Source organism: Shouchella sp. JSM 1781072, assembly GCF_041949915.1.
In the GTDB taxonomy this organism is placed as follows: domain Bacteria; phylum Bacillota; class Bacilli; order Bacillales; family Bacillaceae_D; genus Shouchella.
In genome coordinates this window covers 121276-142473 of sequence record NZ_JBHFQE010000003.1, presented here as the reverse complement: position 1 = coordinate 142473, position 21198 = coordinate 121276, and the positions used below count along the sequence as shown (strand labels likewise).

At 41.8% G+C, this 21198-nt stretch carries 18 protein-coding genes; 14 read left to right on the top strand and 4 right to left on the bottom strand.

All coding sequences use genetic code 11. From position 1 onward, the window contains the following. The first annotated feature begins 4 nt into the window (after positions 1–4). The 3 genes from ACE1TH_RS14575 to ACE1TH_RS14565 all read left to right on the top strand — a co-directional run bounded on the left by ACE1TH_RS14575 (position 5) and on the right by ACE1TH_RS14565 (position 4063). Positions 5–946: an NAD(P)-dependent oxidoreductase gene (locus ACE1TH_RS14575; protein ID WP_255223915.1), complete on the top strand. Its 942-nt coding sequence runs from the start codon at positions 5–7 to the stop codon at positions 944–946. A gap of 184 nt (positions 947–1130) precedes the next feature. Beyond that, positions 1131–2195 carry a dual-specificity RNA methyltransferase RlmN gene (rlmN, locus tag ACE1TH_RS14570; protein WP_099303738.1) on the top strand — a complete coding sequence of 355 codons (1065 nt, stop codon included), beginning with the start codon at positions 1131–1133 and terminating at the stop codon, positions 2193–2195. A gap of 215 nt (positions 2196–2410) precedes the next feature. After that, complete coding sequence (locus ACE1TH_RS14565; RefSeq protein ID WP_375079343.1) at positions 2411–4063, top strand: BCCT family transporter; 1653 nt, start codon at positions 2411–2413, stop codon at positions 4061–4063. Between the two features lie 58 nt (positions 4064–4121). Here ACE1TH_RS14565 and ACE1TH_RS14560 read toward each other — a convergent pair whose 3' ends face one another. The 4 genes from ACE1TH_RS14560 to ACE1TH_RS14545 form a co-directional block, all read right to left on the bottom strand. Then, a complete protein-coding gene (locus tag ACE1TH_RS14560) occupies positions 4122–4292 on the bottom strand; it encodes a hypothetical protein (RefSeq protein WP_255223913.1) in 171 nt (56 codons plus the stop codon). Further along, a complete protein-coding gene (locus ACE1TH_RS14555) occupies positions 4289–5380 on the bottom strand; it encodes a response regulator aspartate phosphatase (protein WP_255223912.1) in 1092 nt (363 codons plus the stop codon). The genes ACE1TH_RS14560 and ACE1TH_RS14555 overlap by 4 nt, the downstream gene beginning before the upstream one ends. 126 nt (positions 5381–5506) lie before the next feature. Then, complete coding sequence (locus ACE1TH_RS14550) at positions 5507–6319, bottom strand: sugar phosphate isomerase/epimerase family protein (protein ID WP_099303729.1); 813 nt, start codon at positions 6317–6319, stop codon at positions 5507–5509. A gap of 17 nt (positions 6320–6336) precedes the next feature. Next, complete coding sequence (locus ACE1TH_RS14545; RefSeq protein WP_375079342.1) at positions 6337–8091, bottom strand: thiamine pyrophosphate-binding protein; 1755 nt, start codon at positions 8089–8091, stop codon at positions 6337–6339. A gap of 223 nt (positions 8092–8314) precedes the next feature. On the opposite strand from ACE1TH_RS14545, the gene ACE1TH_RS14540 reads away from it, so the two are divergent. The 11 genes from ACE1TH_RS14540 (at position 8315) to ACE1TH_RS14490 (ending at position 21084) form a co-directional block, all read left to right on the top strand. Further along, on the top strand, positions 8315–10219 hold the full coding sequence (locus tag ACE1TH_RS14540) for a sigma-54-dependent Fis family transcriptional regulator (RefSeq protein WP_255223910.1): 1905 nt from the start codon (positions 8315–8317) through the stop codon (positions 10217–10219). A 137-nt stretch (positions 10220–10356) separates the two neighbouring features. Continuing rightward, entirely contained in the window at positions 10357–11133 is a 777-nt protein-coding gene (locus tag ACE1TH_RS14535; protein WP_255223909.1) for an enoyl-CoA hydratase/isomerase family protein, read from the top strand. A 9-nt stretch (positions 11134–11142) separates the two neighbouring features. Next, positions 11143–12573 carry an aldehyde dehydrogenase family protein gene (locus ACE1TH_RS14530; RefSeq protein ID WP_255223908.1) on the top strand — a complete coding sequence of 477 codons (1431 nt, stop codon included), beginning with the start codon at positions 11143–11145 and terminating at the stop codon, positions 12571–12573. Between the two features lie 4 nt (positions 12574–12577). Continuing rightward, positions 12578–12967: a PaaI family thioesterase gene (locus ACE1TH_RS14525; RefSeq protein ID WP_375079341.1), complete on the top strand. Its 390-nt coding sequence runs from the start codon at positions 12578–12580 to the stop codon at positions 12965–12967. Between the two features lie 150 nt (positions 12968–13117). Next, positions 13118–14212 (top strand): LLM class flavin-dependent oxidoreductase, encoded by a 1095-nt coding sequence (locus tag ACE1TH_RS14520; protein ID WP_375079340.1) that lies wholly within the window; start codon positions 13118–13120, stop codon positions 14210–14212. 26 nt (positions 14213–14238) lie between these two features. Next, positions 14239–14802, top strand: a complete 564-nt coding sequence (locus ACE1TH_RS14515) for an NADPH-dependent FMN reductase (protein WP_099303719.1) — start codon at positions 14239–14241, stop codon at positions 14800–14802. A 93-nt stretch (positions 14803–14895) separates the two neighbouring features. Continuing rightward, on the top strand, positions 14896–16215 hold the full coding sequence (locus ACE1TH_RS14510) for an MFS transporter (protein WP_255223905.1): 1320 nt from the start codon (positions 14896–14898) through the stop codon (positions 16213–16215). Between the two features lie 15 nt (positions 16216–16230). Further along, positions 16231–17553, top strand: coding sequence for an MmgE/PrpD family protein (locus tag ACE1TH_RS14505; protein WP_375079339.1), 1323 nt, complete (start codon positions 16231–16233; stop codon positions 17551–17553). After that, complete coding sequence (locus ACE1TH_RS14500; protein WP_375079338.1) at positions 17550–18572, top strand: zinc-dependent alcohol dehydrogenase; 1023 nt, start codon at positions 17550–17552, stop codon at positions 18570–18572. Before ACE1TH_RS14505 ends, ACE1TH_RS14500 begins: the two co-directional genes overlap by 4 nt. Before the next feature lie 17 nt (positions 18573–18589). Next, positions 18590–20035 (top strand): NAD-dependent succinate-semialdehyde dehydrogenase, encoded by a 1446-nt coding sequence (locus tag ACE1TH_RS14495; protein WP_375079337.1) that lies wholly within the window; start codon positions 18590–18592, stop codon positions 20033–20035. After that, positions 20032–21084, top strand: coding sequence for a Gfo/Idh/MocA family protein (locus ACE1TH_RS14490; protein ID WP_375079336.1), 1053 nt, complete (start codon positions 20032–20034; stop codon positions 21082–21084). The genes ACE1TH_RS14495 and ACE1TH_RS14490 overlap by 4 nt, the downstream gene beginning before the upstream one ends. The last annotated feature ends 114 nt before the right edge of the window (positions 21085–21198 follow it).

The window sequence follows — 21198 nt, the reverse complement described above, 5'->3', positions numbered from 1 at the left end:
CATCATGACAGAGATTTTTATTTCAGGTGAGATACCGACTGTTGGATACAAAACTTTACAAGCGTATACAGTTGACGTATACCATGACGAAAACGTTATTAGTGAAAAAGAATTAATCAATGGTGTAAAAGAAGCAACAGCATTGCTTTGTCCACTGTCCACAAAAGTAACAAGAAAAGTGATCGAGTCCGCGCCGAAGCTGAAAATTATTGCCAATTATGGTGCGGGGTTTGACAACATTGATCTTGAAGCAGCAAAAGAAAAAGGAATCGTTGTAACGAATACGCCAAAGGTATCTACTGATGCCACTGCTGAATTAGCATTAGGATTAATGCTCAGCTTAATGCGGCGAATTCCAGAAGGCGATCAGCTCTGTCGCACAGAAGGATTCAATGGCTGGGCCCCGCTCTTTTTCTTAGGAAGAGAATTAAAAGGGAAAACGCTAGGCATTGTAGGTTTTGGCAAAATTGGACAAGCGGTTGCTGAGAGAGCGCGAGCATTCGGAATGAATATCCTTTACACCGCTCGTACGGAAAAAGAAAATACGCTCGGCGCTCAGTATCGCTCGTTTGATCAATTAGTAGAGGAAGCAGATATTTTATCGATACATACATCCTACACGAAAGACACACATCATTTATTTAATGAAACCACTTTTAAAAGCATGAAAAAACAAGCGGTCTTGTTAAATCTAGCAAGGGGTCCTGTGGTTCATGAAGAAGCGTTAGTACAAGCACTTAAAACGAAGGAAATTGCAGGTGCCGCTCTTGATGTATTTGAATTTGAACCAATGATTCATGAAGAGTTAAAGAAGGTAACAAACGTCGTGTTAACTCCTCATATCGGGAATGCGACAGTCGAAACTCGAGATGAAATGGCGAAACTCGCCGCGGGAAATATTGTTTCCTATTTAGAAAAAGGGGAAGCGTTAACGCCTGTTATCTAAGAGAAGCAATTTCGTGCATGAATACGAATCTTGATGAGTCTACCCTCATCAAGATTTTTTGTGTGACCCCTCTTTTCTTTTTAATGATAAGTGTGATAGAATAAAGGATTGTAGAACGTATTTAATTTACCGAGTTTTTGGATTCATATATATGTAAAAAAGAAATTTAGAAAAGAGGGATCATATGCAAAAGCAATCAATCTATGGTCTGACAATAGAGAAATTATCTGCCTGGTTTGTTGAGCAGGGCCATAAAAAATTTAGAGCGACCCAAGTGTGGGACTGGCTCTATCGGAAACGTGTAACAAGTTTTGAAGAGATGTCGAATTTAAATAAAGAGACGGTTTCTTTATTAGAAGAGCATTTTGTGTTCGGTTCACTAAAAGAGCATATCCGTCAAGAATCAAAAGATGGTACGGTGAAATTTTTATTCCAGCTTAATGATGGGAATTTAATTGAGACCGTCTTAATGACGCATAAGTACGGATTTTCTGTATGTGTGACGACACAAGTGGGCTGTAATATTGGCTGTAGTTTCTGTGCGAGCGGACTCTTGAAAAAGAATCGAGATCTTACAAGTGGGGAAATTGTCGAGCAAATTATGAACGTGCAGCTTTTCCTTGACGAACGGAAAAATGAAGAGCGCGTGAGCCATATTGTCGTGATGGGAATCGGTGAACCGTTTGATAACTTCGATAATACAGTGGACTTTTTAGACATTGTAAAAGATCATAAAGGTCTTTCCATTGGAGCCCGTCATATCACTGTTTCAACGAGTGGACTTGCTCATAAAATTAAAGAGTTTGCGGATCTTAAGAGCCAAGTGAATTTAGCGGTTTCGCTTCATGCACCAAACAATGAATTACGCTCTAAAATCATGAAAATTAACAAAGCGTTCCCAATCGAGAAGTTAATGGATTCGGTAAACTACTATTTGGATAAAACCAATCGTCGTGTGACGTATGAATATATTCTGATCAAAGATGTAAACGACCATAAAGAAGAGGCCCTTGAATTGGCAGAGTTAATTGGGGAGAAGCGTCACCTTTCATATGTGAATCTCATTCCTTATAACCCAGTTGACGAGCATGGTCAATATCAGCGTAGTGAACCTGAAGCGATTCAAGAATTTTTCCAAACGCTTAAGAAAAAAGGGATAAACTGTGGAGTTCGCTTAGAACAAGGAACTGATATTGATGCAGCATGTGGACAACTACGAAGCAAACAAGAGAAAAAGCGTGTAGGGTAAAACGATGTAACAACAAGCTTGTCGAGGAAATTCGACAAGCTTTTTTCTTGTTTATACATTTAGGTTGACTAGTGGGAGTTCCTTTAGAATTTTGAATAAAAAATGACGGAATTGCAGAAAAATATGTTTAAATTTCGAAAAATGAGGAAAAGGTAACTATGTCTATTAAGAATTTTGTCGATTCAGTAAGACGAAATACCTAAGGAGGAGTATAGTTGAAGAAAAGTTCATTAACGTTAGTGTTCTGGGTTTCATTGGCGATATCCAGTGTTTTTATTTTGTGGGGCGTGTTCTTTCCAGGAAATGTTGAAAGCGTATTAGGAGTAGTGGATGGCTTTATTTCTACAAATTTTGGCTGGGTTTACATAATTGCAACAACCGCTTTTGTTCTTTTAGCGATTTTTTTAATCTTTGGTCCATTCGGGAAGATTAAGCTTGGGAAACCCGATGAAAAACCGGAATATAGTTATTTTACATGGTTTGCGTTTTTATTTACCGCTGGAATGGGTGTAGGGCTCGTGTTTTTCGGAGTAACGGAACCGTTAACCCATTTTTATAGTCCGCCAAATGCGGAGGGTGGAACCATTCAAGCAGCTGAACAATCGATGATGTATACATTGTTTCACTGGGGCTTTCATCCGTGGGCTACATATGCAGTTGTAGCACTAACACTTGCTTATTTTAAATTTAGACATCAAGCTCCCGCTTTAATCTCTTCGGCGTTTACACCGTTAATTGGGAAGCATGCTCAAGGTGGAATTGGTCATAGTATTGATGTTTTAGCTGTATTTGCGACCGTTTTTGGTATCGCCACTTCACTTGGGCTTGGGGCTTCCCAAATTACTGCTGGTTTAAGCTTTAGTTTTGAAGGAATTGATAATACAACGACAGTGAATTTAATTGTCATTGCTGTTGTAACGGTTTTATTTTTAATCTCGTCTATTACTGGATTAGACAAAGGAATTCGGTACTTAAGTTGGACAAATATCGTTGTTGCCATTGCTTTAATGACATTTGTATTTGTGTTAGGATCAACGGTTCAAATGATTGAATCGTTCACAACAACCCTAGGAAATTACGTTCAAAATTTGCCTAGTATGACGCTCGGTATGAATGCTTTTACGGGTGAACGAGAGTTTCTAGATGCTTGGACGTTATTTTATTGGGCTTGGTGGATTGGTTGGGCACCTTTTGTAGGGACATTTATTGCGAGGGTCTCGCGCGGTCGAACCATTCGTGAATTTGTTTTAGGTGTGACAGCTGTCCCTGTTTTATTTAGCGCACTTTGGTTTTCAATCTTTGGTGTAGCTGGAATGGAAATGGACGCGGACCTTGGTGGACAGATTTACAATTTAATGAATGAACAAGGAAATGAAGTAGCTTTATTTGCCTTTTTAGAATCGTATCCAATGGCACCGGTTGTAATGGGGATTGCTATTCTACTAATTTCTTCATTTTTTATTACTTCAGCAGACTCTGCCACATTTGTACTAGGCATGCTGACATCTGGCGGTCGTTTAAATCCGACTTTAAAGGTGAAATTGATTTGGGGTCTTATTCTGGCAGGAACCGCTGCAGCACTTCTATTATCAGGAGGGTTACAAGCTTTAGAAATGGCTATGTTAATCGCCGCTTTCCCATTTGTGTTTATCGTCATCTTAATGTGTGTTTCGCTCTTAAAAGCGTTAAGCAGTGAATACGATATTCTGAAACTAGAAAGCAAACATAGAGAGTGGGACCCAGAATATCAAGAAGAATCTCATCAAGAACTAGAAGAAATGAAAGAAGAATTCGATAAAACGATGCCCGAGGAACAAGACTTTGCTGGTGAGGAAGAAGAGGGGAATACAGAGAACGAGAAGAAGTGACAATGTTTTAGCTATACAGAAGAAAAGACGTATCTCTAAATTAGAGATACGTCTTTTTTTATCTGCCGTCAGCTTTGTCTAATGGTGTAACGGATCGTCCGTCAGCCTTGTCATGAGCTGGGACAGAGCGCCCATCAGCTTTATCTGCTGATTCGTTTGCATCTAAATTAAAGCTACCGATGGATACTGCTATACCTAAAGCGATAATACCTAATAGTTTCTTTTTCATTCCTGTTCAACTCCTATACAAGATTGATGAATGCGCATTCGATGTGCCATTCTCATGTAATGCAACGCAGTTTCAAATTCCCCTTTTTCAGCATAAACATCTACAACTTCTTCAGCTAATTCAGAGGCTTCAAAATAAAGTTCTTGCCTTTCTAATTCTTCTAACCCCTTATTCACTTGTTCAAGGTCTTCTAGAACATAAAGTCCCAAGCTTACTTTGCAACGAATTATATATTCAGTCATTTTTAGTGAAGCAACTTTTTCCGCAATTTCTTCTAAACGTACATGATTTTCCTTGTTAGAAGGTTCTTTTTTTAACTTAACATTGATTAAGTTATACTCCGTTTTAGCACCGATTACGGATTGCCTATGTTCATTCATTTTTAACGCTTCTTCAAAATAATAAATGGCTTGGTCTGGTTGATGTTGTTTCACACGATTTAAACCTAGTATGCGTAAGAGTAAAGCCTTTGTCACTGGATACTCATTCGCATGCTTGAGGGCGTTTTGCAGTACGTTCTCTGCTTCTTCAAATTTATAGAGTTCTGTACTGATGCCGCCTAAAAAAATATAGATATTCAGAACAATTTCTTCGTACTCTGAATTTTTCTCGAAAATTTCAAGTGCTTGCTCAAAATAGGAGACGGCAAAAATGTACTGGTCAACGCGGTAATAGCTAATCGCTGAGCGATAATAAAACTCTGCCTTTTCGATTTGGTCAGGTACTTGCTCTAAAAGTCTTTCTGCTATTTTATATGAGCGAACAGCTGATTTATACCTGCCATTATGAAATTCGTTTTGGCCATACATAAAGTAGTACATGAACTGCATGTATTCATCTGTTGCTTTGTCCGCTAATTCAAGGTCAGCAAATTGTTTCTGCTCCCCGTCAGCTTCTATAAAGAGTTCGTGGCGGAAGTTAACGAGCTCAAAATAAGCGATCACTTTATCATCATGATTCATTCGGTTCATCATCCGTTGAACGTCGTGTTTTAGCAAAATGGCTTGTTCACGATCGTACGTAATAATGCAGCTATACCATTCTACAATTTTAGCTCCAACTTCTGGTGCGGCTACGGACGGTGACATGTGGTCAAACTCCCTTCCTATTCGGTTGGTTTTTGTTAGTATACCGTTAAAGATCTACAATGAATAGAGTAGACAGATATTTCCCAACATTTCGGATAAAAAAGACTGGTCTTTTGACCAGTCGGTTTACGATAGTTCGTTGAAAAGTTGATGGGCTGACTCTAAGCATTGTTTTACATATAATTCAGCCCCTAACTCATGCATTCGCTCTTTATTTGGGATTTCTAAGGAATAAGGAATGTCAGGTAATGATTGTATGATCTTCTGGAGAGGAATGTCCCCGTCCCCTAGAAAAAGTCGGTCTTCTCGAGCAGTATAAATTAGATCTTCTTTCGACGGTGGAATCGGATCTTTTGCGTCACATAGGTGGGCATAATGAAACCATTCTTTTGGTAGGGAGGCGAGATGATCATAATTTGTGTGTGATCGATGAAAGTGAAGTGTATCAATAAGGAGTCCGCACTTTTCGTGATTCACTTTTCGAATAATGGATTCTGCCTGAGTGAGCGTTCCTAATTCATACCACGTGATAAATTCAACATCTAAAGTTAAGTTAAAAGGTTTTGCCAATTCACATAGTGCGTGCAACGTTTCAACAGCAAGATTCTCATCTGTCGTTTGAACAGTCGTTAATACGTGGTTACAGCCTAGTTCTGCTGCGGCTTCGAACGCCGGTAAATAGTGCGTAACATCCACGCCTTCATAAATTCGAACCATTTCAATATCAAGTAATTTTAATCCAGTCGATTGAAGGGCTTGTTTTGTATCGTTAAACAAGGTTCGATCGGTTGCAAGTGGGTAGACGGGTTCGTTTTTAGTACCTAATGCAATCGGTCTTAAACTAACATAATCAAAGCCAGCTCGTGCAGCCAATTCAATCATCTTTGGTGGTGAATAGTGTAAGACGGTTAAATGGGCAAGTGAAAAACGTGGTTTCATTTCCTCGATTCCTCCTTCTATAGAGCGCTATGACTTTTCTTTTCTCCAGGCGAATAAATGTCCATAATGTCCCAGTGACCAGATGTTGGAGTAGGGATATTCATGGTTGAGACATCAATAAGAAACGGGACTTGTTTTGCGATCGCTTCTGTTAAAGCAGGTTTAAATTCCTCTGCTGATTGAATTTTACAGCCTTCAACCCCGTAACTATTTGCCAGCGCAACAAAATCAGGTGAGTAGGGCTCGCCATTTTTTTCAAACATTGTACCGTGTGTAGTATTGAAATGAGCTTTTTGTAAGCCAGCAATGACTCCGTACGATTGATTGTTCATCACAATCCAGATAATCGGAATGTTTTCTTGAGCTGCAGTTGCTAAACACGATGGGTTTTGTCCAAATCCGCCATCACCGACTAATGAAACGACGACTCGCTCTGGATGGGCAATTTTAATTCCAAGGGCGGCGGGAGAGCCAAATCCCATTGTGGCAAAACCTCCTGGTGTTAAGACAGTTCCTGGAATATAAATAGGGAACTGTTGGCCAACGCCGTTTTTGTTCCAACCAACATCCGTTGTAATAAATCCGTCTTTAGGTAAACAGTGACGAACTTCTGCCAAGATTCTTTGTGGGCGCATGGGAAAATCATCGCTCATAAGGTGTTCGGTATTTTCTTCATAAAACCGCTCTTTTTCGTGCGAAATAAACGTGATTTCCTGATGTGAAGGCTCGAATTCACTTGGTTGATTGTTTGCGAGCTCCACGATTTGCTTGAGTGATTCTTTAATATCTGCAACGCCACCGATATGAACAGGATAATTACGTCCTAACTCCTGTGAATCGATGTCGATCTGGATAAGTTTTGTTTTGGAAAAATTAAACGTGACGCCTTCTTTCCACGAGCTTGAATCGGCCTCTTTAAAGCGCGTTCCTAACGCGAAAATGACGTCTGCTTCAAGGCACATTGCATTCACAAAAGGCGGTGCCCAAAATCCCGTTAACCCTGCAGATAATGGATGGTCATCAGGTAAGCTACCTTTGCCCATTGCGCTATGGACAACGGGAATATTCAAGTGTTCGGCAAGCGCTTTCAACTCATTGGTGGCTTGAGCAGCAATGACGCCTCCTCCAGCGAATAGTAATGGTTTTTTTGCTGCTTTTAACGTTGTAAGAATCTCTTGTGCGGTTGATGTGGACAAGCTAGGTTTTGCTGGAGATGAACCTGGCGTATGGTGAGTAGCGAATAGATCTTCCGACATCGGCGCAGAGAAGATATCCATCGGAACGGAAACGAGGACGGGTCCTGGTTTTCCAGAGTGAGCAAGTTGGTAAGCTTTTGCAAGTATGGCAGGTAGTTGTTCTGGCTTTTCGACTCGCCATGTTCGTTTAACAAACGGTCGGAAAATTTCATGTTGAGAAGCATCTTGATGCAAATTAATTTCTTGGTGTGGATTTTTTCCATAGAAATGACTGGGAATATCGCCTGAAAGAACGAGAAGTGGTGTCGAATCTAACGCTGCAGTGGCCACTGCTGTTGCTGCATTTGTTAACCCAGGCCCGACGTGAGTAAGAACGACACCAATTTGATGAGAGGATCGAGCGTACCCATCAGCCATATGTGCCGCTATTTGTTCATGTGTCGTGCTAATGAAACGAATGGAAGAATGTTCAAGTGCGGCAAGAACAGCAATATTTGTATGGCCACATAACCCAAAGATGTGGGATACCCCTCTTTTCTCTAAATCACTAACTAAACACTGTGCAACGTTTTGCATTGGTAACCCCTCCATAGGTAAGATGATTTTATGAATGCAATGTTCGTGCCAACAAATTAGCCTACAGATAGAGAATCATTTGTTCATATTCCAGTTACAAACCGTTCATGTTGTTTAAAAAACAAACGACGTTTTCTAAAATATAGCAAAAAACGATGAAAAGTTTGATTATTTGCGTTAATCTTAACTTATTAAAGGTTCAATAAGTGAGGTGGGTATGCAAATGAATGAATCTAGAATGATTATGACGTCGGGTTATCCAGAAATGACGGAAATGATTCACCGGCTTGCTAAAGAATTACAATACAACGTAACGGTCGTGGAAGGCGTATTAGATGAAGCGGTAGAGCCCGTACAAGAATTGTTGGCGAACGGAAGTTATGATGTGGTAATTAGTCGTGCTGGTACGGCAAAAATGTTAGCAAACGTTGTAAACGTCCCGCTTATTTATAGTGAATCCAGTGATTTTGACTTAATTCAATCGTTTCTTCAAGCAAAAAAAGAAGGCGAAAACATTTGCTATATTAATTTTGAAGAGCCGGGGTTTCAATTCAACTTTGAGAAGATTGAAGCGATGATTGGATTCAACGTCACCTTGCTTCCGTATACTACGCAGGAAACGTTGCTTGCGCAAATTGAAGTCGCGAAAGAAATGGGCATGGATGTCATTGTTGGTGGTGGCATTCGTGTGAAGCAACTTGCTAGTGATTATGGCATGAAGAGTATGCACATTATTACCAGTGAACGAACCATTCGTCGTTCTTTTTTACGAGCCAAACAAGCTGCAGAGAATTCTTACACCATAAAAGAAAACACCGAACGCTTAAATGCAGTCGTACATGTGTCAGAAGAGGGGATTTTCTATTTAAATAAACAAAAGGAAATCGAGGTATGCAACCCAGCTGCGGAGCGAATCTTTGGTGTGAAAGCACACTTACTTCTTAAAAAACAGCCTCAGCAAATTACGTGTAAGCCACTACGCACACTTTTAGAAAAAGAAGATTTGTACATTGGTCAAGGAAGAATGACGTTCGAGAAATTACTCGTCCAACATGAAGCGGTTTTTGTAAATGGTCTACGTGTTGGAACAGTGGTCACATGCCAAGAAATACATCAAATTCAAGAACTCGAAAGCAAAATCCGTCGTGATCTACATAAAAAAGGGCTTGTAGCGAAAGTATCTTTGGCAGATATTCAGTACAAAGGGGAGAAAATGAACGATATTGTCCAACTGGCGGAGCAATATGCTGCAGCGAATTCTACGGTCTTAATTTATGGTGAGAGCGGCACTGGGAAGGAGTTAGTAGCGCAAGGGATTCACAATGCAAGCTCAAGAAAAGATGGACCGTTTGTGGCCATTAATTGTGCCGCTTTACCTGAAACATTACTCGAAAGTGAATTGTTTGGCTATGTCGAGGGAGCATTTACAGGAGCAAAAAAAGGGGGAAGACAAGGTGTATTTGAGCTTGCTCATAAAGGAACCATTTTTTTAGATGAAATTGGGGAAATGGAACCAAATTTACAGGCTCGACTCTTAAGAGTCCTACAAGAAAAAGAGGTGATGCGATTAGGTGGAGATCGGATGGTGCCAGTCGATATTCGTGTTGTGGCAGCAACGAATAAAAATCTTTGGGAATTGGTTAATGAAGGTGCATTTCGTTCTGATCTCTATTTTCGGATTGGTGTTCTCCGCCTGGAACTACCTGCCCTTCGAGAGAGGCAAGAAGACATACCGGTACTAGTGGATTACCTGCTCCAACAGCGACAAGAGCGCATTACTTGGAAGCATTTATCAAAACAACTGCAAGAATTTTTGCAGTCGTATCATTGGCCGGGGAATATTCGGCAGCTTGAGAATGTCTTGGAACGATTAGCAATCCGTTTAAAATATTCTACGAATGAGTCTGCTTTTATGAAGGATGTTTTAAATGAAACAGGGGGAGAAAGCGAACAGGAAAACCGTCAACAAGGCGATGTGGTGTTAGACGAAGGGTCAATGGATCAAATGGAACGACAGATTATTGATTGGATGCTTAGTAAATATAAACAAAACCGAACCGTTGTGGCTGAAAAGCTAAAGATAAGCCGAACAACTTTATGGAAAAAATTGAATGAACCACATGAATAAAGCGAGAGTGTTCAGAGATTTAACGGTTGTGGTTAAAAACGAAACATCTTATGAAGTGCAGGTGCATAGGTACGTGCATTTTTCTTTGGCACAAAACTTGCATTTCCAATCAAGAGACGCTTGTAAAGGAGGTTCCTATGAGTAAAAGAATCATTGTAGAGAAAAGTGATGGCATAGGGTTTATCCAATTAAATGATCCGAGTCGAAGAAATGCATTGACGCTGGAATTAAAGCAAGAACTTCAAGAAGCGCTTTTAGATTTGAAAACGTGTGAAGAAACTCGAGTCGTTGTTTTGTCTGGAAATGGGAAGGGGTTTTGTGCTGGAGGAGACGTCAAAGCGATGGAAGCTCCGTATAGCGAAAAAGGAATCAACGAAAATATGAATCAATCAATAGCAATCATTAATTTCATTCAGTCATTAGAAAAGCCAGTGATTGCTTTGGTGCACGGGCCCGTTGCAGGTGCAGGCGTTAGCCTTGCATTGGCGTGTGATTTAGTGGTAGCAGAAAAGAGCACGACCTTTCACTTTTCCTTTAAACAAGTAGGGCTCGTAGCTGATCTAGGGCTACATTATCATTTATGCCAGCAAGTAGGTCCGTGGAAAGCGAAAGAGATATTGTGGGGCAATCGATCATGGTCTGCCGAGGCGTTTTCACAACTTGGGATGATCAATGAGCTAGTGGAGGATGGGTCAGGGGAACAGGTGACGTATGAATTGGCGAAAGCACTTGTTGAAGGACCGAGAGACGTGTTTGCCCAATCAAAACTCATCATGAACCAACTACATCAAGAAGCATTTGCACAAATAATGGAGCAAGAAAAAAAGGCGCACGTCATGCTAAGAAACACAACGGATCATCTAGAAGGTGTTCAAGCTTTTAAAGAAAAACGATTTCCGGTCTTTAATCGATAGGGAGAGAAAATGATGAACTTGTACTCGTTTATTGCAGGCAAATGGCGCACAGATTCAAAAGGGAAATGTGTGGAACAACTGAATCCATACACAGGTGAACGAACGTCAAATTTTTATTATGCAAGTCGAGAGGATGTAGAGCTCGCACTAACAACACTACTGAATGCACAAGGGGAAGTCGCTAGTCTCCCAACTTATGAACGCTATCGGATTTTAATGGAGGTAGCTCGTTTATTAAATGAGAATCAATCGTCATTAGCAGAAATTATTACAATGGAGACGGGCAAGGCGCTTAAAAACAGTATGGATGAAGTAAGCCGTTCGGTTGAAACGTTTCGTTTATCCGCTGAAGAAGCCAATCGACTTGTTGGAGAAACCATGGCTGGAGATGTCTCGACGAGAGGCGAACAACGCTATGTATCCACGTATCCAGTACCGGTTGGAACAATTGCTGCGATTACCCCGTTTAATGCGCCGCTTAATTTAGCTTGCCATAAAATCGGTCCTGCTTTTGCAGCGGGAAATACAATTGTTTATAAGCCAGCTGAACAAACACCTCGTATCGCAAAAGAACTGATTGCTATCCTTCTTGAGGCGGGGTTTCCTAAAAATGGAGTCGCTCTTTTATTTGGCGACGCTCAAGTAGGAGAACAGATTGTCAAAAGCGATAAAGTAGCATTAATTTCCTTTACAGGTGGTGTTCCGGCTAGTGAAGCAATTTGTAAAGTTGCAGGTATAAAGAAAGTTCTTCTTGAGCTTGGTGGAAATGCAGCGACGATTGTGCATGATGATGCACCTATTGAAAAAGCTGCAAAACAATGCGTGCGCACAGGATTTAGTAACGCTGGCCAAAGCTGTATATCAGTGCAGCGTATCTATGTTCACGAAAACGTGAAGGACGTCTTTTTAACAGAGATCGAAAAAGAAATTCGTACGCTTCAAGTCGGAGATCCGATGGATGCAAAAACAGACGTAGGAACGCTAATTTCTCCAGCATCAGCAGAACGGATCTTAACATGGATTCATGAAGCACAAGACGGTGGCGCGACGCTTCTATCTGGCGGTGAAGCGAGTGGGGCACAAGTGAAGCCGACTGTACTCATTGATCCCCCTCTTGATAGTCGCGTTGTTTGTGAAGAGGTCTTTGGACCGGTCATTTGTTTGTTAACGTACACCGATATTCACGATGTGATTGAACAAGTAAATGCATCCCCTTATGGTTTGCAGGCGGGGCTTTTTACAAATCAATTAGCGCTTGCGCACCGAGTATCGCTTGCATTACATGTTGGCGGTGTGCAAATTAATAGTACATCGAATTACCGTTTAGATCACCTTCCTTACGGTGGTGTGAAAAAGAGTGGGATTGGAAAAGAAGGCCCGCGTTATGCGATCCAAGAAATGGTGGACTACAAAATGATTGTGTATCATGCAGAGGAGTAACGCCATGAGAAAAACAGAAAAAGGAATGAGTCCATTTTGGGATTATCTTGGAATGGAAGAAAAACAAATCGGAGACGGAAAAGCTGTACTTGAGCTGCCCTTAAAAGGTGAGCTTCTGCAACGGCGTGGATCTGCTCATGGTGGTGTATTGGCAACATTAATTGATGCGGCAGTCGGTTCAGCCATTCGCTCGACCTTGTCAGAAGAGCAAGCGGCGGCGACCGTTGACCTTGACGTCTCGTATTTAAAACCTGGAAAAGGGACGCATCTCATTGCAAAAGGCAGTCTCATTCATAAGAGCCGCTCAATGGCTTTTGGAACAGCAGAAATTTATGATGAAACAGGGCAAATGGTTGTATACGGAAAAGCCACCTATAAGTTATTGGGAACATGAAGTTAATATTTTGTACAGTAAATTATGTAAGCGTTTTAATAATGGACGCTTACTCAATCTATGACTCCCTTAAATAAGGCGATCATGGTTTGGCATAAGTCTTGCAAGAAGATACGTAATTCGGTGTGAGATAAGAAGGAGGACGCGAAAATGAAAGTAGGATTATTTTTAATGCCAACAGTAGATCCAGAAGCAACACTGTATGAAGCGACAGAAACGGTGCTTGATATGATTAAAGTTGCGGATCAATTAGGATACGAAGAAGCTTGGATTGGTGAGCATTATACAGCGAAATGGGAGCCGATTCCTTCTCCTGACCTTGTTATTGCACAAGCGCTAATGCAAACAAATCAAATTAAATTAGCCGCAGGTGCTCACTTATTGCCGTATCATCATCCGGTTGAACTAGCGCAGCGTTTAGCGTATTTAGATCATTTAGCGAAAGGGCGATTAATGGTAGGGGTAGCACCAGGTGCGGTCCCAACGGATTGGCAAATGTTCAATGTGGACGGCAAAGCTGGTGAACATCGGGAAATGATGGCAGAAGCCCTTGAAATTATGTTTAAAATTTGGATGGAGGAAAAGCCTTTTAGTTATAAAGGTAAGTATTGGGGAGCAAGTCGACCTGAACCTGCTTTAAACGGACTACTTGACCTGCATATTAAACCTTACCAAACTCCTCATCCGCCGATTGGGGTTGCAGGATCTAGTGCAAATTCAAGTACGTTAAAACTTGCGGGACAATACGGCTTTTTGCCAATGAGCTTAAACGTCACGCCACGAAGCATCGCGTCTCACTGGGAATCGGTTGAAGAAGGAGCGGCGTCAAGTGGTAAAACAGCTAATCGAGACGATTGGAAAGTGGCTCATCATGTTCTTGTAGCTGATACAGATGAAGAGGCAAAAGATTTAGCGCTAAACGGGATGATGGGTCGTTCATTTAATGAATATTTCTATTATTTGTATCAAAAAGGAAGAATGCTGTCTAAGTTTAAACACGATGACAGTGTTGCTGATGAAGACGTAACAGCAGAATATTTAATTGACCATTATTGGTATGTAGGTTCACCTGAAACCGTCGCAAAGAAGCTAGATACATTGTATGAAGCTTCAGGAGGGTTTGGTACGTTGCTTGTTACTGGTTATGATTATGGACCTGATCGGGCTAAATTTAATCACTCTCTTCGTCTACTGAAAGAAGAAGTGGTTCCACGAATGAAGCATCAGCGTAAAGTGACGATTTAATCTGTAAAAAAGGGAGAGGCGCAATCATGAAGCTTTTGGCGATATCGGGCACGATAACAGGATCAAAAACATTAGCGATGATAAAGAAAACAGTGGAGCGAATCCAAGCGGAACATCCAGAAGTAGAAGCAGAGATCCTGAATCTGAAAGACTATCAACTTGATTTTTGCGATGGCCGAGATCCTAGTACGTATGAAGGCGACACAAAAGACGTTATTCAACGTATATGTTCAGCAGATTTCTTCCTAATTGGCACACCTATTTTTCAAGGATCGATGACTGGCGCACTTAAGAATCTGTTTGACTTAGCGCCTGTATCAGCGTTTCGCTATAAAGTGATGGGGTTCATTGCGACTGCAGGAACGTATCAACACTATTTGGTCATTGAAAATCAATTAAAACCAATCGCAGGTTACTTTCGTGCATTCACAGCACCAAGCTATATTTATGCAAATAGTGAACATTTTGATGAGATGAATCAAGTAATCGATCCAGACGTATTAAAGCGCATTGAGCGATTAGCTGAAGAGCTCGTTTTTATGCAATCTACTATTGGGGAAAATCGTCAGTCGTCTCTGTTGCAAGCGTAATCGTTTCTAGAGCTCTCGTATCGACGAGAGTTCTAGAAAATAATGAAGATGTGTAAAATTTGTAAGCGCTAACAAGGCGTAGGGGGAAGCGTAGTGAAACGAAAATTTGCTTACCGGAAAATTATGATGAGTGTCATGGTTTTTATTATTGCTGTTAACTACATTGATCGTGGTGCGCTTGCTTACGCTGCAGAACCGATTATGAATGCATTTAATCTGTCTGCGTCTGACTGGGGCTATGTCTTAGGTTTTTTTGGTTATGGCTATATCGTCGGGACGTTTTTAGGTGGTGCCCTAGCTGACAAGAAAGGACCAAAGTTTGTTTGGATTTTTGCTTGTACGGCTTGGTCGCTACTTGCAATCGCAACAGCCTTTGCCGGAGAAATTGGGGTATGGCTATTTGGTTCAGCAGTAGCTGGGTTTGCACTTTGTCGAGTGTTGTTTGGTCTAGCAGAGGGACCCGTGTATGCCAATATGAACCGAACAATTGCAAACTGGATTCCAACAAAAGATCGTACCTTCTACGTAGGAGTTGGGTTAATCGGAACCCCATTAGGTGCAATGTTAACAGCCCCAGTTGCGGTTGGATTATTATCTATTGCAGATTGGCGCTGGATGTTTATCTCGCTAGGTGTGATCGGGTTGATTTGGGTTGTGGTTTGGAACAAATTGTTCACGGATATGCCGGAAGATAATCGCTTTGTGACAAAAGAAGAGCTAGCGATTATTCGAAAAGATCAGGTGGAGGATGAGCCTGAAGACGTTCAAAAAGGGCAGACAGCTTGGTTTGAATTTTTTAAGCACCCTTCTCTTGTTCTAAATGCGGCTTCTTTTTTTGGCTTTAACTACATTAATTTTCTTATCTTAACGTGGACTCCACTCTATCTTCAGCAAATGTATGGTTTTGAGCTTCGTTCATTATGGTATGTCGGCATGATCCCGTGGGTAGGTGCCGTCTTTACAGTCTTCTTAGGTGGAAAGCTATCCCAGTATTTATTGCAAAAAACAGGTAGTTTCAAAATTGCGAAGCCTGGTGTCATTATCACAAGTATGCTTTTAACGGCCATTTGCTTTGTTTTTATTCCATTTGCACCAAATGCATGGGTAGTGTTGGCGCTCATGTCGATTGGAAACGCGATAAACTCATTGCCGCAAGCTGTATATTGGTCAATCGTTCTGGATGCTTCTTCTAAACGAACCGTTGGCACATTTAGTGGATTAACACATGGCATTATCACATCTGCCAGCATTATTGCACCGACAGCCACAGGTATTTTAGTCGCTTTATATGGGTACAATTCAATGTTTTTTGTCGCAGCTGGCATCGCTTTTATCGGAATGTTCTTAATGTTCTTCGTCAGACCGCCTGCCAATTGGAAAGCAGAACAGGAACGGATGCAAAAAACGAGTTAGAAAGGATTCGATCAAATGGGTTTTGCGAAACAATTAGCAAATCAGATAAGCAACATCTGTCGTGAGAATCATTCAAAGGAAATGAGGGAGCAGATTAATCGTGTTGTTCTGGATTATTATGCGGCACTTATCCCCGGATTAAATACAGATGTCGTACAGCAAGTCCAACAATATTACAAAACAAGCGGCGTATTAGGAGGATGTGAGCTTGTGGGCTCAGACTTGACGCTCCCTCCTAGTGAAGCTGCGTTTGTTTATGGAACTGCTGCTCATGCGTTGGATTTAGATGATGGTCATACAAAGGGTTCGGTTCATCCAGGGGCGCCTGTTCTTTCTGCTCTGTTGGCAGTTGCTTCTCAAGAAGACGTGTCAGTGGAGCGCTTTCAAAGCGCTATTATCGCTGGATACCAAACGTGCATTCTGGTAGCAGAAACCATTCATCCATCGTCGAGAAAAAAGGGCTATCACAATACGTCGGTTGCTGGTCTGTTTGGGGCTTGTGCAGCAGTCGGTGTCTTACAGTCATACAACGCGGAAGAGTTAGAGCATGCGCTGACCATTGCGATTAGTTTTGCTGGTGGGACATTCGCTTTTTTAGGGAGTGGAACCGAGGTCAAACGTATCCATGCTGGTCAAGCTGCCCGCGATGGCATTGTGGCTGCTGGTTTAGCGAGAGCTGGACTGACGGGGCCGAAGACTGGATTTGAAAATGAGAACGGGTTTTTCCATGTGTTTGGAAATGGAAATCAGCGAACGATGGCCGAAACAGACGGGTGGAAGATCCATGAAGTCTATTTTAAACCGTATCCGTGCTGTCGCCATCTGCATTCAGCGATCGACGCTGTCTTTGAACTGAAAAAGAGAGAAGCTTTCTCGATCGATCAGATTCGTTCGATGGAAATAGGGGTTTATGAAATTGCCAGCTATCACGATCATACTACTTGTACAACGCTGTTAGATGCGCAAATGAGCTTACCTTTCGTGGTCGCAGCGGCTTGTGAATCATCGACCATTACGGTAGAGGCGTTAACACCGGCCAATCAATCAGCTGATGTAAAACAACTTATGAAAAACATTTCCGTGTTTGTGGATCAAGAAGCGCAAGCCACTTATCCGAAAGAACGCGGAGCGATTGTGAAGATTCAATTGAATAATGGAAAACGTCTGGAACGTCGTGTCAGGCAACCATTAGGAGAGCCGAGTAACCCGCTCTCGACAACGGAACTAGAAGAAAAACTACGGATTCAATGTGAGCCAAGTCTTGGATTGGAACGAGTGCATCAACTCATTGCACAAATTTCAAAAGGAAATTATCAGCTTGAAGGAGTGATGAAATGAAGACAGAAATGGATGCTGCTTTATTTACTGGAAAGGAAATCACTAAACAATCGATATCAAGCCCTGTTATTGGCAAAGGTGAAGTGCTCATCAAGGTTTTGCATGCAGGTCTTTGTGGAACGGATTTAGCGATTTATCTTGGGAAAATGGCTCATCGTATAAAACCGCCTCTCGTAATGGGGCATGAATTTTGCGGAGTGATCGTAGAGAAAGACCCGAGTCTTTCTATTAATATTGGTCAGAAAGTTATTATTCAACCAATGTTAGGTTGTGGAACATGTCCGCTATGCATGAAAGGGGAGACGCAAGTTTGTTTGTCTTCAAGAGTCATAGGAATTGAACAAAACGGTGGATTTGCAGAGTATGCGGTTGCGCCAATCGAAGCCGTTTATCCGGTTCCGCAAGAAATGCCTAGTGATGAAGCCGCTTTAATGGAGCCTGTCGCTGTAGCCGTTCGAGGCGTAAAACAAGCGAATGTCGCACAAGGGGATGTTGTCGTTGTGCTTGGTGGCGGTCCAATAGGATTGCTACTAGCAATGGCGGCAAGGCAAGCTGGTGCTGAAAAGGTGTATGTATCAGAAATTAATGACTATCGTTTAAAAGTAGCGAACGATCTTGGCTTTCTTACCATTGACGCTAAGCAAAGAGATGTTGAAGAAGCAATTCTAGCGGATACAAACGGATTTGGTGCGGATGTTGTATTTGAGGCTGCTGGAACGGTTCATACAGCAAAGCAAATGACACGAATTATCAAACGGCAAGGAACGATACTTGTCATTAGTTTATATAAAGAACCTGCTCCGGTTGATTTATTGGCGATGCAAAACCGAGAGTTAACGATTAAAAGTACGAGAGCGTACACCCATCAAGATTTCAAAGAGGCCATTGAGCTAGTCGCGCAAAAACAATTTGATCTGGCTCCGCTTATTACAGATCGACTCCCATTGGAGCAACTGGCTGAAGGGTTTCAGCGCATGCAAGTATCGCCTACAACATTAAAAGTCCAAATTGAATTTTAAATAGAAGGAGCGAGACCATGTTTATAAACGGCGATTGGATTGAAACGAAACAAACGTTAGATGTACGCAATCCTGGAAGTGGTGAAGTCTACCGCACGGTTGGTTTAGTAGGAAAAGAAGAAACGCTTATGGCAATTGACGCAGCCGAAACAGCGTTTGCGATGTGGTCAAAAAGACCAGCGGTTGAGCGTGCACAGTTTTTAGAGCGGGTTGCAGTAAGTATTGAAGAACGAAAGGAAATGCTTGCGCAAGTGATTTGTAGTGAGATGGGCAAGCCAATAGCTAATGCCAGAGGGGAAGTTGCGAAATCAGCCACTTTTTTCAAGTGGTTTGCTGAAGAAGCGAGACGGGTGTATGGCGAGACAATCCCATCGGCAGAAGCAGGGAAGCGCCTGCATGTAATTAAGCAACCACTCGGAGTTGTTGGTGCCATTACGCCTTGGAATTTCCCACTTTCAATGATTGCTAGAAAACTAGCTCCTGCTCTTGCAGCGGGATGTACCGTTGTCTTGCGCCCTTCCTCTCAAGCTCCGTGTAGTGCGATTGAGCTACTGAAAATTATAGCTGAAGTCGGTGTGCCAAAAGGTGTCGTTAACTTAATCATTGGTCCAGCAAGTGAACTTTCAAACACGATGATGGAAAGTCGTACGATCAAAAAAATATCATTCACTGGCTCAACAGAGGTTGGCAAAAAGTTGATTCGAGATTCTGCTCAAACTGTAAAACGCTTATCAATGGAGCTAGGAGGCCATGCTCCTTTTATTGTATTTAATGATGCAGATCTCGAATTAGCTGTAAAAGGGGCATTGACCATAAAATTTAACTCCTCTGGGCAACAATGTGTGTGCGCAAACCGAATTTACATTCAAGACGATATTTATGATGCGTTTGAAACGCGCTTTTTAGAAGAAGTCAAAGCTTTGAAAGTAGGCAATGGTTTTGAGGAAGGCAGCCGCATTGGTCCACTTATTAACCATGATGCTGTTCAAAAGGTTGATGAACAAGTACAGGATGCACGAAAAAAAGGAGCGACCGTTAAAATCGGAGGTCGGAAATTAACAGAAGGAAAGTACGCAAATGGTGCTTATTATGAGCCGACTGTCCTAACAGATGTAAAAGAAGGAATGGATATTTTAGTTCACGAGACATTTGGTCCTGTCGCACCCCTGATGCGTTTTTCAACAGAAGAAGAAGTGATCGCCAAAGCGAATCATCTTGAATTCGGTCTTGCCTCATACGCTTATACAAACGACTTATCTCGAATGTACCGACTTTCAGAACAACTTGAATATGGCATTGTTGGTATTAATGATCCCACACCATCGACTGTTGAAGCTCCTTTTGGAGGATTGAAGGAGAGTGGGTTAGGCCGAGAAGGTGGTCACGGCATTGACGAGTATGTAGAAGAAAAATTTATTTCTGTGGCGATAAAAGTCTATTCAAGTGATGGTGATCAACAATGATGCGAGTCGCTGTTCTTGGATTAAATCACGGCTATAAGTTTGCTAGTCAAATGGTTCAATCAGACCGGGTGAAGCTCGTGGCGGTAGCTGGCAACGATGAGCAATCGATTCAGAGATCTAATGAGCTTGGGGTGCCGATCTATTCAGACTATAAGCAGCTTCTACAAACAAATCAGCTCGATGGTGCAATTATTACATTGCCAAATCAGCTCCATCTTGAAGCAGTTGATGCGTGTGCAAAGCTCGGTATTCATGTGCTTGTTGAAAAACCTATTGCTCCAACGATAGAAGAGGGAAGGGCGATGATCGATCTATGCAAGAGTCATCACGTTCATTTGCTCGTCGGTCACCATCGTCGCTTAGCTAAAAATGTTCTTGAAATGCGCAGATTGATAAGAGATGGAGCAATTGGAGAACTTGTGGCTGTGACGATGACGTGTGCGTTATGCAAAGATAAAGCGTACTTCAATGAGTCGTGGCGAGTCGAAAAGGGTGGTGGACCGCTATTAATTAACAGCATTCATGATATCGATACGCTCCGTTTTGTTACTGGAAAAGAAGTGACGAATGTGTATGCTGCTAGTCGCAATCGGATTAGAGGCAATCAAGTTGAGGATTCAGCCTCCATCTTACTGGAACTTGAAGACGGAGCAACTGTGACCTATTTTATTACAGATGGAATTCCGGCTCCTTGGGCGTACGATCTCAATTTGAACGAAAATGATCGCTTTTACCATCACGAAGCTGACTGTTACGCGTTTTTCGGCACAGAAGGAAGCATTTCTTTTCCAAGCATGGAACACTATTCGTATAGTGAGGATGCATATGGGTGGGCCCATCCATTACAAAAACAGACGCATTCCGTTAAGAAAAATGATCCCTTCTTTGCGGAGTGGAATCATTTCTTAGACGTGATTGAAAACGACGTCCAGCCGATCATAACAGGTGAAGATGCGTTAGCAACATTGGAGGTCTTGCTGACGATTCAGCAATCTGCTGCGTTAAAACAAACCATAGCGTTGAAAAATAAAACATATGTTCAAGAATAGAACACCTCATCTGCCGTTAAAACATGGAGTTCGAAAGTTAAACGATTCGTTAATAAAATGAACAAATGGTTGCTTTTGCACTTTGAAAAGAGTTGATGAACTGCTTTACATCAG

Coding starts and splice junctions, on each gene's coding strand:
- ACE1TH_RS14550 (WP_099303729.1), bottom strand. CDS start 6,319: ATGAAACCACGTTTTTCACTTGCCCATTTAACCGTCTTACACTATTCA.
- ACE1TH_RS14495 (WP_375079337.1), top strand. CDS start 18,590: ATGTTTATAAACGGCGATTGGATTGAAACGAAACAAACGTTAGATGTA.
- ACE1TH_RS14560 (WP_255223913.1), bottom strand. CDS start 4,292: ATGAAAAAGAAACTATTAGGTATTATCGCTTTAGGTATAGCAGTATCC.
- ACE1TH_RS14520 (WP_375079340.1), top strand. CDS start 13,118: ATGAAAGTAGGATTATTTTTAATGCCAACAGTAGATCCAGAAGCAACA.
- ACE1TH_RS14535 (WP_255223909.1), top strand. CDS start 10,357: ATGAGTAAAAGAATCATTGTAGAGAAAAGTGATGGCATAGGGTTTATC.
- ACE1TH_RS14530 (WP_255223908.1), top strand. CDS start 11,143: ATGATGAACTTGTACTCGTTTATTGCAGGCAAATGGCGCACAGATTCA.
- rlmN (WP_099303738.1), top strand. CDS start 1,131: ATGCAAAAGCAATCAATCTATGGTCTGACAATAGAGAAATTATCTGCC.
- ACE1TH_RS14500 (WP_375079338.1), top strand. CDS start 17,550: ATGAAGACAGAAATGGATGCTGCTTTATTTACTGGAAAGGAAATCACT.
- ACE1TH_RS14545 (WP_375079342.1), bottom strand. CDS start 8,091: ATGCAAAACGTTGCACAGTGTTTAGTTAGTGATTTAGAGAAAAGAGGG.
- ACE1TH_RS14515 (WP_099303719.1), top strand. CDS start 14,239: ATGAAGCTTTTGGCGATATCGGGCACGATAACAGGATCAAAAACATTA.
- ACE1TH_RS14505 (WP_375079339.1), top strand. CDS start 16,231: ATGGGTTTTGCGAAACAATTAGCAAATCAGATAAGCAACATCTGTCGT.
- ACE1TH_RS14575 (WP_255223915.1), top strand. CDS start 5: ATGACAGAGATTTTTATTTCAGGTGAGATACCGACTGTTGGATACAAA.
- ACE1TH_RS14555 (WP_255223912.1), bottom strand. CDS start 5,380: ATGTCACCGTCCGTAGCCGCACCAGAAGTTGGAGCTAAAATTGTAGAA.
- ACE1TH_RS14540 (WP_255223910.1), top strand. CDS start 8,315: ATGAATGAATCTAGAATGATTATGACGTCGGGTTATCCAGAAATGACG.
- ACE1TH_RS14525 (WP_375079341.1), top strand. CDS start 12,578: ATGAGAAAAACAGAAAAAGGAATGAGTCCATTTTGGGATTATCTTGGA.
- ACE1TH_RS14490 (WP_375079336.1), top strand. CDS start 20,032: ATGATGCGAGTCGCTGTTCTTGGATTAAATCACGGCTATAAGTTTGCT.